Below are 15,640 nucleotides of genomic sequence, written 5' to 3'. Positions count from 1 at the left end.
GGGAGGAAGCTGGATGGAATTGCAGCGCATAGGCGTGGTGCACAGTCCCTACAAGAGTTTGCAGCAGATACCGCGCCAGGGATTTTTCAGCGAGGAGGAGTCTGTCATCGAAATCGACGAGGCGTATGCGCCCGCCTTGGAGCATGTCGAAGAGAGCGAATGGCTCACGGTGCTCTACTGGGCGCACCTCGCCGAGCGCGACCGTCTCGTGACGACGCCGCCGAGCGGCACGCGTTCCTGCGGCGTCTTCGCATGTCGCTCGCCGCATCGCCCGAATCCCCTGTCGCTCTGCGCCGTGAAACTTCTGCGGCGCGAGGAAGGGCGGCTCTTCGTGCGCCATCTCGACGCCTTGGACGGCAGCGCTGTCATCGACATCAAGCCGTACGTCGATGCGGTTGGTCTGGCAAGCGGCAAAAGCGGCGGCATGTGACTTGGACGCGCGGAATGGTTGATTGGAAGCGTTGGCGAAAGGAGGATGTTCCTTGAAAGAAGAGACGTGCAGGGCGGCGGGCATCGACTATGCCAAAGGTTTGGAGCGTTTCATGGGAAACGAGGCGCTTTACCTTGAATTCCTGTCGAAGTTCCTCTATGATGGATCGTTTCAGGAATTCTGGGCAGGTATCGAAATGGGCGACATCTCCATGGCGGAGAAGGCCATCGATACGTTGAAAGGGACGGCAGCGAATCTCAGTCTCGTCAAACTCTCGGCGCTGGCGGATGCGATCGGCAAAGAGCTTCGCTCGGGCAAGGAGGTGGAGAAAATTCGGCCTTTGATTTACGAGGTGCGTGAAATCCACGAAAAGGTATGCGACGCGATTCGGCAGAATGGGTAAAAAGTCGTTTCTTACAAAAAGGAAAGAATTTCCCAGTACGATAAAGGATTTCCGACTTTTGTAGAGAATTAAGCATAGAGGAAGTATTCGGATGGATTCCGAATCGATTTATGTACGGAAGAAACGCGATTATGATATATGCCGTTTCCCAAAGGAGGAGTTTGCTTTGAAAGCCGTATCCATCGAGGATCTGCATCCTGGAATGACCTTGGCGCGCACCATCGTCAACGACAACATGATTGTCGTGCTCTCGGAGAACACTGTTCTGACGAAGCCGCATATCACGCGTTTGGGATTCTTGAATATACCGGCCGTCTATGTCAAGGACGACTTCGAACTGACGACGACGCCTGTCGTCGGCGAGCCGCTGACGCGCAGCCATGCTTTCGTCGCTGAATATAAGGAAGTCGTCTCCGAAGCGCAGGACATCTTCAGCTCCGTCGCCAAGGACAACGAGGTGCCCGTCGAGCGTACGACGGCGATGGTGCAGCGAGATCTCGCACCCATGTCGAAGCAGAGCGGCGCCATCGACTATTTGTATGAACTCAACCACCTCGCGAGCGACGTCTACAATCATTCGCTGCGCGTCTCCATCCTCGCGGGCGTCATCGCCAAGTGGATGCGCATTCCGCAGAAGAAGACGCATGACATCATCATGGCGGGCTTCATGCACGACATCGGCAAGACGAAGTTTACGGAGCGTCTCTTGGAAAAGAACATCCAGACGCTCAAGGGCGAAGATCTTGAAGCATACCGCAATCATGCGCGCGACGGTTTCAATATCCTCAGTGCCAACAAGGACGTTTCTGAGGGCGTGCGTCTCGCAGCCTTGCAGCATCACGAGCGCATGGACGGATCGGGCTTCCCATCGGGACTCACGGGCAAGGACATCCATGAGTATGCGCGCATCATCGCCGTCGCGGACATCTACGACAACATCACGACGGAGCGCGAAGGTTATGTGAAGCAGACGCCGTTCAGTGCCATCGCGCAGATTTCCGAGGACATGTTCAGCAAGCTCGATCCTGCTGTCTGCATGCCGTTCCTCAACAACATCAAGCATGTGTTCCTCGGCTCGACCGTCACCTTGAGCAACGGTCTCCAAGGCATCCTCGTCGGCTATCCCGAGGACTTTGCGGCGCATCCGCTCATTCGCATCACGCAGGATCAGGTCGTCGATTTGAATGAGCACAAGAATATCAAGATTATCGAGTACAATCCGAAATAAGGAGGCTTCCACCATCGGAAGCTCTTGCTTGGACGAAGCAAATAAGGAGGAGGATATGCCTGAGGCATATCCTCCTCCTTATTTGCCGTACATGCGTGCGAGTGGATTGTCCTTGAAGATGTTTCCCTGCTCGATGTAGCGGTGCACCATCTTCTCTGATTTGTGGCGCGTCTGGCGCATGATGGTCAGAGCATCGACGTCGTGCTGCGCGGCGCTCGTCGCGAAGCCTCGGCGCAGGCTGTGCCCGGCAAAATCCTCCTCGCTGAGCCCGGCTTTCTTGATGTACTTCTTGACGATGAGCGCCACGGACTTGTCCGAGAGCTGCGTATCGCGCAGTTCACGATTGCGCTTGAAGGGGCGGAAGAGCGGGCCTTTCTTGATGCCGCTGAGGGAGAGCCACGCGCGGAGCGCACGCACGGCGCAGATTTCCTTGTCGGGCGCATAGGGGATGCCGATATAGCTTCCCTTGCCGAGTTGGTCGCCCTTCGATTTGCCGATGAAGACGACCATGCCTTCGGCGGAGAAGCTGACATCCTCGACCGTGAGCGCGACGAGTTCCGAGCGGCGGAACGCTCCTGCAAAGCCGAGGAGGAGCAGCGCCTTGTCACGAATCGAGGCCTCGTCCGTGCCGAAGCCGTCGGCGATCAAATAGAGCGTCTCCAAGAGGATCGGCGCCTTGCCGTGCTGGAACGTTCCCTTCTCCCTGCGGATGGCGGACATGGCGTTTCGCACAAGTCCTGAGTGGGCGGGATTGTCGCGCTTGTAGCCGGCGGCGATGTGGTTCTCTGAGATGGCGGTGACGCGGCGCGAGACCGTGTTCGCCTTCGCATTGTCTGCGAGGTCGTTGATATAGTTGACGATGGTCTCCGGTTCTGCGGGCAGGGAAGCAATCTGGTGATGCTCGCACCAGTCGGCAAAATCGTTCCAATCGCTCGCGTAAGATTTGATCGTATTGAACGATTTGCTCTTCTGCATACGCCGCTTGCTCTTGGCGGAAAGTTTCTCGTTCTGCTCGACCTTCTGGTTCTTGGCGAGCAGGAAATCGTCGCGTACATCCATCACAAAACACCTCATGCGTCAAAGTTCATTCAGCAGTATAACCATTATACAGGAATCTCGGATTTTTTCCAGATGGAAAAAGCGGACGCAGCTCGATGGATTCGAGGTGCGTCCGCTTTCTTTTCGGGAAAGTTCGTGAAGTCGGCTTCTTCTCTCGCAGTGCAGGCTTACTGCAGCGCCGTCTTCAGCGTTTCCATGTTCTTCTTCATGGTGTCGATGTAGGCATTGAGTGCCTGATCGTTCGCCTCGCCTGTGACGACGGGATCGAGCGTGTAGATCTTCGCGCCCGTTTCGCGCGCGATGGTTTCAGCGGCGCTCGGCGAGTACTGTGGCTCGGTGAAGAGAACCTTGACGGGCAGTTTCTTGACCTGCTCGATCGTCGCCTGCAGCTCTGCGGGTGTCGGCTCCGTGCCCGGCTCGCGCTCGACGACGCTGATGATGTTGAGGCCGAATTCCTTGGCGAAGTAGGGGAAGGCTTCGTGGAAGGTCACGATGTCCTTGTTCGGCACGGTGTCGAGTTCGGTGTGCATCTCGGCCTTGAGCGCTTCGAGCTTCTTGATGTAGGCGGCAGCGTTCTTTTCGTAGGCGTCGGCGTGCTTGGGATCGGCCGCCTTGAGCTGCTCGGCGATGTTCTTCACCTGCAGGATGGCGTCGGTGACGCTGAGCCAGACATGTGGATTCTCCTCATCGTCGTCTTTCAGAAGCTCGATGCCCTTGGAGGCGTCGATGATCTTGAGGTTCTTCTGCTGCTCGACGACCTTGTCGAGGAAGCTCTCCATGCCTGCGCCGTTGATGACGAAGGCATCGGCTTTTTCGAGCGTCTTCATGTCCTCGGTCATGAGCTGGTAGTCGTGCAGGCAGCCCGTCTGCGGCTTCGTCATGTTGGTGACGGTCACGCCGTCGACGCCCTGTGTGATGTTGATGGTGGCGACGTACATGGGGTAGAAGGACGTGACGATGTGGAAGGAGCCGTCCTTGCCGCCTCCCGCCGTGTTCGTGCCGCCGCATCCTGTGAGGAGCAGGCAGAGGGCAGTGAGCAGGCAAAGGAACATGTTTTTGCGTTTCAAAATAATGACCTCCTGTGCATGGGGAAACGTCATGAACGATTTCCCATGAGTAGTAATTTTACTATTTGATAGAATAACACAGGAAAGTTCATTTGACAAGATTATTTTTCAAAGGTATGTATCAGGGGGCTTTCCGTGGGAGATTTTATTCTTGGAGTTCTTGCCTTCATGGCGTGCTCGCTTTATCTTAAAAATTTTCCCTCATAATTTACATCCATCAAAAGATTTGCCTTTTCTTCCCTTCTGTAATATACTTTTATCAGTATTGCAACAATAATGAACGGCTGGGCGCGAATGCCCCGAAGTGCTTGGGGGCAGCGACACGAACCTTCGCCCCTTGGCGGGGGCGGGGGTTTTTGCTTTGCCGTTTTGCAGCTTGGGAGGTCATTTCATCTATGGAAGGCAAGATAGCGAAGATTCGCGAGGACGCCGTCGCAGCCATCGAAGCGGCGGGCGTGACGCTCGCAGATCTTGACGGCATCCGCGTCAAGGTGTTCGGCAAGAAGGGCGAGCTGACGGCGATCCAACGCGGCATGGGAAAGCTCGACCCTGCAGAGAGGCCGCGTCTCGGGCAGATCGTCAATGAGGCGCGCGCGGCGATCGAAAGCGCGTTGGAGAAGAAGCGTGCGGCGCTTGCCGAAGAGGCGCTTGCCGCGAAGCTTGCAGGCGAGAAGATCGACGTGACGCTTCCCGGGCGGCGCGAGCCTCTGGGGCATCTGCATCCTTTGACGGTCACGATGGAGCGCATCAAGAGCATCTTCATGGCGATGGGCTACAGCGTCGAAGAGGGGCCGGAAATCGAGCGTGACCACTACAATTTCGAAGCGTTGAACCTGCCGAAGGATCATCCGGCGCGCGATATGCAGGATTCCTTCTACATCACGGAGGACATCCTCATGCGTACGCACACCTCTCCCGTGCAGGCGCGCACGATGCAGGCGCACGAGCCGAATTCGCCGATCCGCATGATCGCTCCCGGCCGGGTCTATCGCCGCGACGATTACGACGCGACGCATTCGCCGATGTTCACGCAAGTCGAGGGTCTTGTCGTCGACAAGGGCATTCGTTTCTCCGACCTCAAGGGAACGCTCGAAGACTTCCTGCGTCAGATTTTCGATGAAAAGGCTCGCGTGCGCTTTCGTCCGAGCTTCTTCCCGTTCACCGAGCCGAGCACGGAGGTTGACATCTCGTGCGTCATGTGCCACGGCGAAGGCTGCCGCGTCTGCAAGGGCACGGGATGGCTGGAGATTCTCGGTGCGGGCATGGTGCATCCGAACGTCCTCAAGATGAGCGGCTACGATCCCGAGAAGGTCGCGGGCTTCGCCTTCGGCATGGGGGTCGAGCGCATCGCCATGCTTTCCTACGGCATCGACGATCTGCGGCTTTTCTATGACAACGATGTGCGCTTCTTGCATCAGTTCTGAGGGGGAGGAAAAGTTTCATGCAGGTATCGATCGAATGGCTTCATGACTATATAGACTTCAAGGAGACGGCGGAAGAACTGGCCGACAAATACACGATGGCGGGCGTGCCCGTGGAAAATGTCGTGCGTGCGGACAGCGGACTGGACAAGGTCGTCACGGGACGCATCGAACAGCTTGAGCCGAATCCCGATTCCGATCATCTTCTCGTTTGCCGGATGAATGTGGGGCAAAAGGAACTCGTCACGATTCAGACGGGCGCGGACAACGTGCATGAAGGGGACATCGTTCCCGTCGCGCTCGTCGGCGCGCATCTGCCGAACGGCTTGAAGATTGCGAAGGGCAAACTGCGCGGCATCGTGTCGAACGGCATGCTTTGTTCCGCCGGCGAGCTGAAGCTCGATGAATCGAAGCTGACAGAGGAGCAAAAGAACGGCATCTACATCCTGCCGCCCGATACGCCCGTAGGGATTCCGGCGAGCAAGGTCTTGGGACTCGACGGCGTCGTCTTGGAATTCGAGCTTACGGCGAACCGCGGTGACTGCTTCAGCGTCTTGGGGCTTGTGCGCGAAGCTGCCGTGCTCACGGGAGGCGAGGCGAAGTTCCCTGAGATTCGCGTCGAAGAAGACGCCTCCGTCAGGGCTTCTGACCTCATCGAGATCGGCATAGCGGCGCCCGAGCTTTGCAGCCGCTTCTCCGCGCGCGTCCTGCAGAACGTCAAGATCGCGCCGTCGCCCGCATGGATGGCGAAGCGGCTGGAAGATGCAGGCATCCGCGCCATCAACAATGTCGTCGACGTCACGAACTTCGTCATGCTGGAGCTCGGCCAGCCCATGCATGCCTACGATTGGGCGCAGATTGCGGGGAAGAAGCTCACGGCGCGGCTTGCGGCAAAAGGGGAGGAGCTTCATACGCTCGACGATTCCTCGCGCCGCGCCAAGGGAACGGAACTTGTCATCGCCGATGCGGAAAAGGCTGCGGGTCTTGCCGGCGTCATGGGCGGTTTGGAATCGGAAGTCACCGACGCGACGCAGACCGTCGTCCTGGAGGCCGCTGCGTTCAATGGCGCGAGCATCCGCCGCATGAGCCGCGCCCTCGGCCTTCGCTCCGAGGCGTCGGGGCGCTTCGAGCGCGGCGTTGACGTCGCGCATACGGTGCGTGCGCTCGATCGTGCAGCGCAGCTCCTGCAGCAGATGGGCGCCTGCACGGTTGCCTCGGGCGTCGTCGACGTATATCCGACGCCCAAGGCGCCTGTGGAAGTCACTTTCACCGCGGCGGCGGTCAATGCGCGTCTCGGCACGGAGATCGAAGGTGCGGAGATGAAGCGCATCCTCGAAAAACTCGGCTTCGCCGTGCGCGAGGAGAGCAGCTCGTACATCGCATGCGTGCCCTCGTGGCGCAGCGATGTGACCTTGATGGAGGACATCTCTGAAGAAGTCGCGCGCATCCACGGCTACGACAAGATTGCCGCGACGCGCCCGCGCGGCGAAGCCGTGCAGGGACGCCAGAGCGAGCGGCTCTCATTCATCGGCCGCATCAAGGAGATTCTCACAGGACTCGGCATGACGGAAACCGTGTCCTTCAGTTTCACGCATCCGAGCATGTTCGACAAGATGCAGGTGCCGCAGGCGAGCGCCCTGCGCCGCGCCGTGCCGATCATGAATCCGCTGACGGACGAATATCCGCTCGTGCGAACGACGCTCCTTTCCAGCCTCTTGGAAAACGCACAGCGCAACTTCTCGCGCAAGAACGAAGATCTGCGCCTCTTCGAGGTCGCGCCGATCTTTGTGCCGAAGGAATTGCCCGTGACGGAGCAGCCCGAGGAAATCGTGAAGCTCGCAGGGCTTCTTGCAGGCAGGCGTCATCCGATCGGCTGGAATCAGGACACTGAAGCCGTCGACTTCTACGATGTCAAGGGTGTCGTAGAAGAACTCCTCGCGCGTCTTTCTATCGCCAATTATACGGTGGAAAGCGGCGAACACTTCGCGCTGCATCCGGGGAAGACGGCATTCTTCAAGAAGGGCAGGGAGGTCATCGCCGTGCTCGGCGAGGTGCATCCTGCTGTCCTGAAAGCGCTCGGTATCCACAAGAAGGCATACATCTTCGAGATGGACGTCGAGACCTTGCTCAAGTATCGCGCGAAGAACTTCCGCTATGAGCCGCTGCCGCGCTTCCCCGCGATCTCGCGCGACCTCGCACTGCTCGTCGACGAGCAGACGGACGCGGCGCAACTCGCACGCACCATCGAAAAGAGTGCGGGCAAGTTCTTCAAGGATCTGCACCTCTTCGACGTTTACACAGGCGAGCAGGTCGCCGAGGGCAAGAAGAGCATGGCATTCAGCGTCGACTTCCAGTCGGCGGACAAGACCTTGAAGGACGAAGAAGCCGACGAAGCCGTAGCGAAGATCTTGGCGGCGCTCCAAAAAGAATGCGGCGCTGAGCTTCGCGCCTGAAGAGACAGCGGGTGAAACGATGGAAAAGAAGAAGGTAGTCGTTGAGATATTCGGCGAAGTGTATCCGCTCAAGAGCGATGAACCTGCCGACTATGTGCGCCAGCTTGCCAAGCTCGTGGATGACAACATGCGCGACGTCGCTAAAAAGACCCGCAGTTTCTCGGGCACGAAGATCGGTGTGCTCGCCGCCCTGCAGCTTGCCGATGAATACTACAAGCTGAAGAAGGATTACGACGAACTCTTAGCGCTTTTGGAAGAGCCGAAAGGGTAGGCTGGGAAGCCGCGCGATTCATCGACGAGATTCGCAGCTCGCTGCGCTGCATTTTGAAAAAATGTCTTGACGCATACGGTTTTCTATGATAACATAGGCAAGTAATTCAAGAAGAGGCCGCCGCTTCTCACCTGCCGACATGCGTCGAGCGGGTCTTATATGCAGGTTTTGCAAAGGAAGGGGTGGCGTCTGCCGCCCTTTTTATTTGCTCGTTCACCAGGAGGTGTTTTCCCATTAGCAGGGACTCTTTAAGAATCAACGAAGAAATCCGCATTCGCGAGGTACGCGTCACGAGCGCGTCCGGCGAGCAGCTCGGCATCATGGCGACACGCGATGCCTTGCGCATGGCGGAGGAGCAGCATCTCGATCTCGTCGAGGTTGCGCCGAAAGCGAAGCCTCCTGTCTGCCGCATCATGGATTTCGGCAAGTACCGTTACGAGCAGCAAAAAAGGGAGAAGGAGGCGAAGAAGAAGCAGAAGATCGTCACGATCAAGGAGGTCAAGCTGCGCCCGAACATCGAGCAGCATGATTTCGACGTGAAGCTCAAGAATGCTCTTCGCTTTCTGGAAGAAGGAAACAAGGTCAAGGTCACGATCATGTTCCGTGGCCGCGAATTGTCGCATCCGGAGCTTGGCCGAGAGGTCTTGAACAAGGTGGCCGACCGGCTCAAGGAGCTCGTTTCCATCGAGCGCGATGCGAAGCTGGAGGGCAAGAACATGACGATGATTCTCGCCCCGAAGGCGCAGACTAAAGGAGGAAAATAAACATGCCAAAGGTAAAGACACGCAGAGCCGCTGCCAAGCGCTTTTCGATAACGGGTTCCGGTGAGTTCAAGCGGAACAAAGCGTTCAAGAGCCATATCCTTGAGAAGAAGACGAGGAAGCGCAAGCGCAACCTGCGCAAGGCTACGCTTGTCGCCGCCGCTGACCACAGGCGCGTGCGCGATATGCTGAACAAGTAAGATTCGAGCGAAGATAATGGAGGAATAAGATATGCCAAGAGTAAAATCCGGCGTTACGGCGCATCGCCGCCATAAGAAGATTCTGAAGCTCGCCAAGGGCTATCGCGGCGCAAAGAGCAAGCAGTTTAAGAAGGCGAACGAGACGGTCATGAAGGCGCTCTACTATGCGCGTCGTGATCGCCGCGCGAAGAAGGGCGAGTTCCGCAAGCTCTGGATCGCCCGCATCAATGCGGCTGCACGCATGAACGGCATTTCCTACAGCCGTCTCATCAACGGCTTAACGAAGGCCGGCGTCGAGGTCAACCGCAAGATGTTTGCCGATCTTGCCGTGCACGATGAGAAGGCGTTTGCCCAGCTCGTCGCCATTGCCAAGGAAAATCAGTAAGAAGATGACGAAAGGGGAGCTTTCCATAGCTCCTCTTTTTTTATGAAAGCCAAGAAGTCAAACTCGAAGGGTGCAGACTGCTCGGGGAACTTTCTGTAAGGGCGGCGCACAATGTCATGAAAGTGGATGTTCGTGCGTATAATATCTACAATTTCCGCGGAGGAACGATGGAAAAGATCGAGAGCGCACAGAATAAGAGGATCAAGTGGATTGCGAGCTTGAAGAATGCCAGGCGGCGAAGGGAAGAAGGCGTCGTCGTCGCCGAGGGCGTGCGGCTCGTCGAGATGGCGGCGGAGGCGGGCTGGACGACGCGCTTTTGTCTCGTCACAGCCGAGGCGGCGCGCGAGGAGCGCGCAGAGCGCATCCTCGCGCGGCTGGAGTCCCTCGGCTGCCCGCTCGCTGAGGTGACGCCCGAGGTCTATATGAAGGCGAGCGACACCGACGCGCCGCAGGGCATTTTGCTTGTACTGGAAGAGCGAGGAGCGAGTCTTGCGGCTCTTGCGATGCGGCAGGAAATGCACGTCGTCGTGCTCGATGGCGTGCAGGATCCGGGGAATGCGGGAACGATCGTGCGCACGGCGGATGCGGCGGGCGCGGATGCCGTCGTCTGTCTGGCGGATACGATCGATGTGTTTTCTGCCAAGGCGGTTCGCGCAAGCATGGGATCTGTCTTTCATGTGCCCGTCGTGCGGAACGTGTCTCGCACGGCGCTGTGCGAGTTCCTGCAGCAGGGACGCGTGCGGCTCTTGGCTGCCGATCTCGATGAGGCGGCACAGCCGTACTATGCGGCGGATTACAGCGGCCGGCTCGCGCTCGCCTTCGGCAACGAGGGCAACGGCGTGTCGGACGAGGTTCGTCGTATGGCCGAGGCAAAGCTCTTCATCCCGATGTTCGGCAAGGCGGAATCGCTCAACGTGGCGACCGCCGCCGCCCTTGTGCTCTACGAGGCGGCGGGCGTGCGCCGCGGCTTTCGGCGTCATTGCCAGTAGAGATAGACGGCGAGCGTACCCGCTTGCAGGCTGGCGCGGAAGGAGGAGCTTCCTTCCGCCAGTTCGTTGCTCACGGCGTAGGGTTCTTCCTGGCGCAGGACGGCGCCTTCGAGCGGCCATTGTGTTCCCGCTAGAGAGACGCCGCGACATTCGCCGCCCAAGGCGAGGAGAGAGATAGCCTTGGGCGTTTGCTTTGCGGTGAAGGAAAGGCTGTCTTCTTCGTGCAGGAAGAAGCACGCTTCCTGCTCGTCCGCCAGAATCATCGGGATGCCGCTGAAGGCGCAGGAAAAGAGCGTGCTCATGGCGTGATCGAAGCGGCCGCCGAAAGCCCCCGTGAGCAGGAGAAACGTGTCGGGGGCTTTCTCCTTGATTTTGACAAGTGCGAGCTGCGTGTCCGTGAGATCCTTCTTGACATCGAAGCGCTCGCAGGGGACGCCTTCGGCGAGCGCCCAAGACCAGGCGGCGGGCGAGGCGCTGTCTGCGTCGCCGAGCAGGAAGTCGGGTACGCATTTCATCGCGTGGCAGAGATCGACGCCGTGATCGATCACCCAGAGCTTGCCGCGCCGCGCCCTTTGCAGCCAGTCGGCGGCGGGCGGGCGGCCCCCTGTGACCAAGGTGCAGATATGTGCGGGAAGCGCCCGAGAGAACGCGATCGTGCCCTGCGGCAGGGAAAATTCATGGGAGTGCATGTTTTTCCTCCTCCATTTCCGTTTGTAGGAAGGTTTTTCAACTTTTTTGTTTAATTATACAATATATAGCTTTTTTGTGCTCGACTAAAATGGGAGGAGTCAAATGCGATGATCAAGTATACGTATTACGGGCACGCTTCGTTCTTGCTCGATGACGGCACGTCGAAGGTTCTGACCGATCCGTTCCTCACGGGAAATCCGCTCGCTGCAATTCAGGCGGATGAGGTGGAGTGCGACTACATCTTGCTGACGCACGCGCACGGCGATCATCTCGGCGACGCACCTGCCATCGCCAAGCGCACGGGCGCGATGGTCTTGGGTATTCCAGAGGTGCTCGACGTCTGTTTGCAGGCGGAGAGCGACATCAAGACGCACGGCATGAACATCGGCGGCTCGGTCAAGCTGCCCTTCGGCAAGGTGCGCATGACGATGGCGCTGCACAGCTCGGGCGTCGCGGGCGGCATCGCCTGCGGCTACGTCATCCAGATCGGCGGCATCAACGTCTACTTTGCCGGTGATACGGCGCTTTTCAGCGACATGAAGCTCATCGGACAGAAGGATCCGCTCGACTACGCGGTTCTGCCCATCGGCGACAATTATACGATGGGACTTGAGGATGCGGCTCTTGCCGCACAGTGGCTCAACACGAAGAACGTCATACCGATCCACTACAACACTTGGCCCGTCATCGCACAGGAAGCGGGGCGGTACAAGGAAGTGACGGAGGGCATGACGCGTGCCGCCGTGCATATCGTAGAGCCGGGCGGTACGTTGGAGCTTGCATGAAGAAGGCGCGGCTCGTCGTCCTCATAGGGCCGACGGCGGTCGGCAAGACCGCGCTTTCCCTCGCGCTTGCCCGACGGCTTGATGCGGAAATCATCTCGGGCGATTCGATGCTCTTTTATCGGGGCTTCGACATCGGCACGGCGAAGCCGACGAAAGAAGAGTTGAGTGCCGTGCCGCATCACTTCATCGACATTCTCGCGCCTGCGGCTTCGTTCAACGTCATGGACTTTCAGCGCCTCGCGCGGGAGGAGATCGGACGCATCGCCGCGCGCGGCAAGCTGCCGCTCGTCGTCGGCGGCACGGGGCTTTACATCAAGTCGCTCCTGGAAGGGTACGTTTTCAACGAGACTTCGGGCGATCGCGCCTATCGTGAAAAGTTTGAGAGGCTGGCACAGGAAAAGGGCAAGGCGTTTGTCCATGGCCTTTTGCAGGAAGCCGATCCGGAGGCGGCGGCTCGTCTGCATGTCAACGATTTCCGCCGCGTCGTGCGTGCCTTGGAGGTCGCTTCCTTGGGAAACGAGCATATCTCCGAGCAGCGCGAGGCGGCAGGCGGGGAGCTTGCTTACGACGCCTATGTCATCGGACTGCGGCGCGAACGGCAAGCGCTCTATGCACGTATCGAGGAACGTGTCGATGCGATGTTGGAGGCAGGTCTTGCCGACGAGGTGCGCTCTCTCTTGGCGGAAGGCGTACCTCGTGACTGTCCGGCGATGAAGGGCATCGGCTATCGCGAGATGCTTGCCTATCTTGCGGGAAGCATGGACTTGCCGCTTGCCGCAGCGGAAATCAAGAAGGCGACGCGCCATTTCGCGAAGCGCCAGCTCACTTGGTTTCGCAAGATGCCGTATGTACATTGGTATGCGGCGTCGCAGGGGGAAGAGCTGCTGCTGGAAAAAATTTGTACGGATATAAGGAGGTCTTTCCATGCCGGTAAAACCGCTGAACTTACAGGATAATTTTCTCAATCAGATGCGCAAGGAGAACCGGGCAGTCAGCATCCATCTGCTCAACGGCTTCCAGATGAAGGGATATGTCAAGGGCTTCGACAATTTCACGGTGATTCTTGAGGTGGCGGGCAAGCAGAATCTTGTTTACAAGCACGCCATATCGACGATCGTGGCGACGAAGCTTGCGTCGGCCGGCGAGGTGGAAAAATAAGAAGAGCCTTCTCCCGCAGAGGGGGAAGGCTCTTCTTCGTGATGCGGCGAAGATCTTAGGAGGAAATACTTTGCGAAAGCGTGGATTTGAAATCATCAAGGCGTATGAAGCGGCGGGTCTTTCCCTGCCGCAGAGAAAGACGGCGGCGAGCGCGGGCTACGATCTCGCGGCGGCAAAGGACTGCGTATTGCCGTGCGGCAAGGTGACGATCGTGCCGACGGGACTCAAGGCGTACATGCAGAAGGATGAGTATCTCGGACTGCACATCCGTTCTGGAATCTCGCTCAAGCATCAGCTCATGCTCGTCAATGCGCAGGGAATCATCGACGCGGATTACTATGACAACGAGGAGAACGAGGGGCATATCATGGTGGCGATCCTGAATCTCGGCGCGTCGGATTTTCATGTGGAGAAGGGCATGCGCATCGCGCAGGGCATCTTCTACAAGTATCTCGTCGCCGATGACGACGAGGCGGGCACGGGCGAAGCGCGCACGGGAGGTTTCGGCTCGACGGGCAAGCGCTGAAGCGGGCGGCTGTCAGCGCTCTTCGAGAAGCAGTCTTGCCGCGTCTTCTGCCGAAGGCGTCACGTAAAGCGTCTTCTGGCGCGTGAAGATGACGAAGCCCGGACGTGAGCCGGAGGGCTTTTTTACATAGCGTCGGTAGGTGTAGTCGACGGGCACGTTCGAGGAATCCTGCGCCTTGCTGAAGTGTGCAGCGAGGAGGGCGGCGTGGTGCAGGCTCTCTTCGCTCGGCTCTTCGCCTGAGAGGCGCAGGATGACGTGCGAGCCGGGGATGTCCTTGGCGTGCAGCCAAATGTCGTCGGGTGCCGCCGTGTGGAAGGTCAGGCGGTCGTTCTGGTAATTGTTCTTGCCGACGAGGATGCTCTTGCCGTCCTCGGTCACGAAGCGAAAGGGAGCGGAAGGCTTGTCCTGCCGCTTTTTTTTCGTGCTCTCCTTGAGGAAGCCGCTTTGAATCAGCTCATCTTTGATCTCTTCGATTTCGGGCAGTGTCGAGGAGGCGGCGAGGGAGCTTTCGACGCTGGAGAGATAGCGGATGTTTTCCTCGCAGAGTGCGATCTGCCCGTCGAGCAGCTTCTGCGCACGCTTGAGCTTGTCGTACTTGTGGTAGAACGCCTGCATGTTCTGACTGAGCGTCAATCTCTGGTCGAGTTTCAGCGTGATCTTTTCGCCCGCTTCGCTGTAGATGTTGTCGACGGTCAGCGAGGCGTCGGCGTGGTCTTCGTAGAGATGCGCGTACGTCATGAGATTGTCACCAAAGATTTTGTAGTCCTCGGCGTTTTCTGCTTGGCGAAGCTCTTCCTGCAGGATGCCGAGCTTGTTTTCGGCACGCGTGAGTTCGGTCTTGACGAATTTCTTCAGGCGATCCTTTTCGGGCGGCGTGTAGGCTCCCGCAAGCTGCGTGGCTTTTTCGAGCATCGCGCTGATCGTGGGAAAGGAGAGCTGCGTGCTTTCTGCCGGGAAGTAATGGAGAGGAAAGGGTGAGGTCGCGAGCACCTTGCTGTTCTTGTCAAGAGTGAGGCCGGGCGCAGCTTCTTCCTCTATGCAGGCAGCATAGACTTCAGCGAGGGCGCATTGCAGCGCTTCCTTGTCCTTTGCGTCCAAGTCGGCGCAGCTCATCTTCTCGGGCAATCCGGCAGAAAAAATGACCTCGCGGGCGCTCACCGGGCCGAATCCCAGACAGATGTTCAAAAGTCCTTTGCAGAGCGTCGCTTCCGCATCTTGTGCGAGGCGTTCGACGATGACGTCGGGCTTCACGGTGCGCAGGTCGAGCTTTTCCTGAGCGGGCGGCGGTGCGTATTCGCGTGCGGGCAGAATGAGGCGCGTGCGGCTGTTCGCGCTGCCGACTTTCTTGAGAGCGTCGATGACGACGCCGTCCTGCACGAGGATGATGTTGCTGTACTTGCCGATGAGTTCGACGATGAGCGTCTTCGTGACGATCTTGCCGCCGGCCGCGAGGGAGTCGAAGTCAAAGCAGAGGATGCGGTCGAGCGAGTGCTGGCGGATGTCGGCGATGCGGCTTCCTTCGAGCTGCTTGCGCAGAACCATGCAGAAGAGCGGCGGTTCAGCTGGATTCTCGGGCGGCTTCGTCGCGAGGAAGACGGCGCTTGCCTGAGGGCTTGCCGCGATGTGCAGCAGGTGATTCCTGCCGGGCTGGCGTATGCTCAAGAAGACGGAGGCTTTCGTCGGCTGCGTGATCTTGTCGATGCGTCCGCCTAGCAGCGCGGCGCGCAGTTCCCTGACTAAGGGCTGTGTGGAAAATCCATCGAGGCTCATGGTCGTCACCTGTTCTTTCGTAAACTTAATGTTATGATAGCATA

General features: G+C 58.4%; 18 protein-coding genes. 14 read left to right on the top strand and 4 right to left on the bottom strand.

What is annotated here, in order from left to right; genetic code table 11:
- Nucleotides 1-13: 13 nt before the first annotated feature.
- From tsaA to SELSP_RS06495, 3 genes are all read left to right on the top strand, one after another.
- Entirely contained in the window at nt 14-430 is a 417-nt protein-coding gene (gene tsaA, locus SELSP_RS06505) for a tRNA (N6-threonylcarbamoyladenosine(37)-N6)-methyltransferase TrmO (RefSeq protein ID WP_006192152.1), read from the top strand.
- A 52-nt stretch (nt 431-482) separates the two neighbouring features.
- Nucleotides 483-833 (top strand): Hpt domain-containing protein, encoded by a 351-nt coding sequence (locus SELSP_RS06500; protein WP_006192154.1) that lies wholly within the window; start codon nt 483-485, stop codon nt 831-833.
- Nucleotides 834-999: 166 nt separating this feature from the next.
- A complete protein-coding gene (locus SELSP_RS06495) occupies nt 1,000-2,061 on the top strand; it encodes an HD-GYP domain-containing protein (protein ID WP_037367535.1) in 1,062 nt (353 codons plus the stop codon).
- A gap of 78 nt (nt 2,062-2,139) precedes the next feature.
- Here SELSP_RS06495 and SELSP_RS06490 read toward each other — a convergent pair whose 3' ends face one another.
- Together SELSP_RS06490 and SELSP_RS06485 are read right to left on the bottom strand one after the other, a co-directional pair.
- Complete coding sequence (locus SELSP_RS06490; RefSeq protein WP_013740834.1) at nt 2,140-3,120, bottom strand: site-specific integrase; 981 nt, start codon at nt 3,118-3,120, stop codon at nt 2,140-2,142.
- A gap of 167 nt (nt 3,121-3,287) precedes the next feature.
- Nucleotides 3,288-4,172, bottom strand: a complete 885-nt coding sequence (locus SELSP_RS06485) for a metal ABC transporter substrate-binding protein (protein ID WP_037367536.1) — start codon at nt 4,170-4,172, stop codon at nt 3,288-3,290.
- Between the two features lie 410 nt (nt 4,173-4,582).
- Here SELSP_RS06485 and pheS point away from each other — a divergent pair, with 410 nt between their 5' ends.
- The 7 genes from pheS to SELSP_RS06450 all read left to right on the top strand — a co-directional run bounded on the left by pheS (nt 4,583) and on the right by SELSP_RS06450 (nt 10,667).
- Nucleotides 4,583-5,611, top strand: a complete 1,029-nt coding sequence (pheS, locus tag SELSP_RS06480; RefSeq protein WP_006192162.1) for a phenylalanine--tRNA ligase subunit alpha — start codon at nt 4,583-4,585, stop codon at nt 5,609-5,611.
- A 17-nt stretch (nt 5,612-5,628) separates the two neighbouring features.
- Nucleotides 5,629-8,061, top strand: a complete 2,433-nt coding sequence (gene pheT, locus SELSP_RS06475; RefSeq protein WP_006192163.1) for a phenylalanine--tRNA ligase subunit beta — start codon at nt 5,629-5,631, stop codon at nt 8,059-8,061.
- A gap of 19 nt (nt 8,062-8,080) precedes the next feature.
- Complete coding sequence (locus SELSP_RS06470; protein WP_006192164.1) at nt 8,081-8,332, top strand: cell division protein ZapA; 252 nt, start codon at nt 8,081-8,083, stop codon at nt 8,330-8,332.
- 233 nt (nt 8,333-8,565) lie between these two features.
- Complete coding sequence (infC, locus tag SELSP_RS06465; protein ID WP_049781183.1) at nt 8,566-9,096, top strand: translation initiation factor IF-3; 531 nt, start codon at nt 8,566-8,568, stop codon at nt 9,094-9,096.
- 2 nt (nt 9,097-9,098) lie between these two features.
- Nucleotides 9,099-9,293, top strand: coding sequence for a 50S ribosomal protein L35 (gene rpmI, locus SELSP_RS06460; protein WP_006192168.1), 195 nt, complete (start codon nt 9,099-9,101; stop codon nt 9,291-9,293).
- 31 nt (nt 9,294-9,324) lie between these two features.
- Entirely contained in the window at nt 9,325-9,678 is a 354-nt protein-coding gene (rplT, locus tag SELSP_RS06455; RefSeq protein WP_006192170.1) for a 50S ribosomal protein L20, read from the top strand.
- A 116-nt stretch (nt 9,679-9,794) separates the two neighbouring features.
- Nucleotides 9,795-10,667: a TrmH family RNA methyltransferase gene (locus tag SELSP_RS06450; protein ID WP_006192172.1), complete on the top strand. Its 873-nt coding sequence runs from the start codon at nt 9,795-9,797 to the stop codon at nt 10,665-10,667.
- On the opposite strand, the gene SELSP_RS06445 is transcribed toward SELSP_RS06450, so the two are convergent.
- Nucleotides 10,655-11,356 (bottom strand): thiamine diphosphokinase, encoded by a 702-nt coding sequence (locus tag SELSP_RS06445; RefSeq protein WP_006192173.1) that lies wholly within the window; start codon nt 11,354-11,356, stop codon nt 10,655-10,657. The two genes, SELSP_RS06450 and SELSP_RS06445, sit on opposite strands and share 13 nt — an antisense overlap.
- A 108-nt stretch (nt 11,357-11,464) precedes the next feature.
- On the opposite strand from SELSP_RS06445, the gene SELSP_RS06440 reads away from it, so the two are divergent.
- The 4 genes from SELSP_RS06440 (at nt 11,465) to dut (ending at nt 13,826) form a co-directional block, all read left to right on the top strand.
- Nucleotides 11,465-12,142, top strand: a complete 678-nt coding sequence (locus tag SELSP_RS06440) for a metal-dependent hydrolase (RefSeq protein WP_006192175.1) — start codon at nt 11,465-11,467, stop codon at nt 12,140-12,142.
- Nucleotides 12,139-13,098: a tRNA (adenosine(37)-N6)-dimethylallyltransferase MiaA gene (gene miaA, locus SELSP_RS06435; RefSeq protein WP_006192177.1), complete on the top strand. Its 960-nt coding sequence runs from the start codon at nt 12,139-12,141 to the stop codon at nt 13,096-13,098. The genes SELSP_RS06440 and miaA overlap by 4 nt, the downstream gene beginning before the upstream one ends.
- Nucleotides 13,067-13,300 carry an RNA chaperone Hfq gene (hfq, locus tag SELSP_RS06430; protein ID WP_013740831.1) on the top strand — a complete coding sequence of 78 codons (234 nt, stop codon included), beginning with the start codon at nt 13,067-13,069 and terminating at the stop codon, nt 13,298-13,300. Before miaA ends, hfq begins: the two co-directional genes overlap by 32 nt.
- Before the next feature lie 70 nt (nt 13,301-13,370).
- Nucleotides 13,371-13,826: a dUTP diphosphatase gene (gene dut / locus SELSP_RS06425; protein ID WP_013740830.1), complete on the top strand. Its 456-nt coding sequence runs from the start codon at nt 13,371-13,373 to the stop codon at nt 13,824-13,826.
- A gap of 12 nt (nt 13,827-13,838) precedes the next feature.
- On the opposite strand, the gene SELSP_RS06420 is transcribed toward dut, so the two are convergent.
- The gene (locus SELSP_RS06420) at nt 13,839-15,596 is read right to left on the bottom strand and encodes an Rqc2 family fibronectin-binding protein (RefSeq protein ID WP_013740829.1); all 1,758 of its coding nucleotides are present in this window, start codon (nt 15,594-15,596) and stop codon (nt 13,839-13,841) included.
- Nucleotides 15,597-15,640 lie beyond the last annotated feature (44 nt).

It is taken from the genome of Selenomonas sputigena ATCC 35185 (assembly GCF_000208405.1).
Lineage (GTDB): Bacteria > Bacillota > Negativicutes > Selenomonadales > Selenomonadaceae > Selenomonas > Selenomonas sputigena.
The sequence above is the reverse complement of the archived record's forward strand: the minus strand, read 5'-3'. Positions and strand labels throughout refer to the sequence as shown.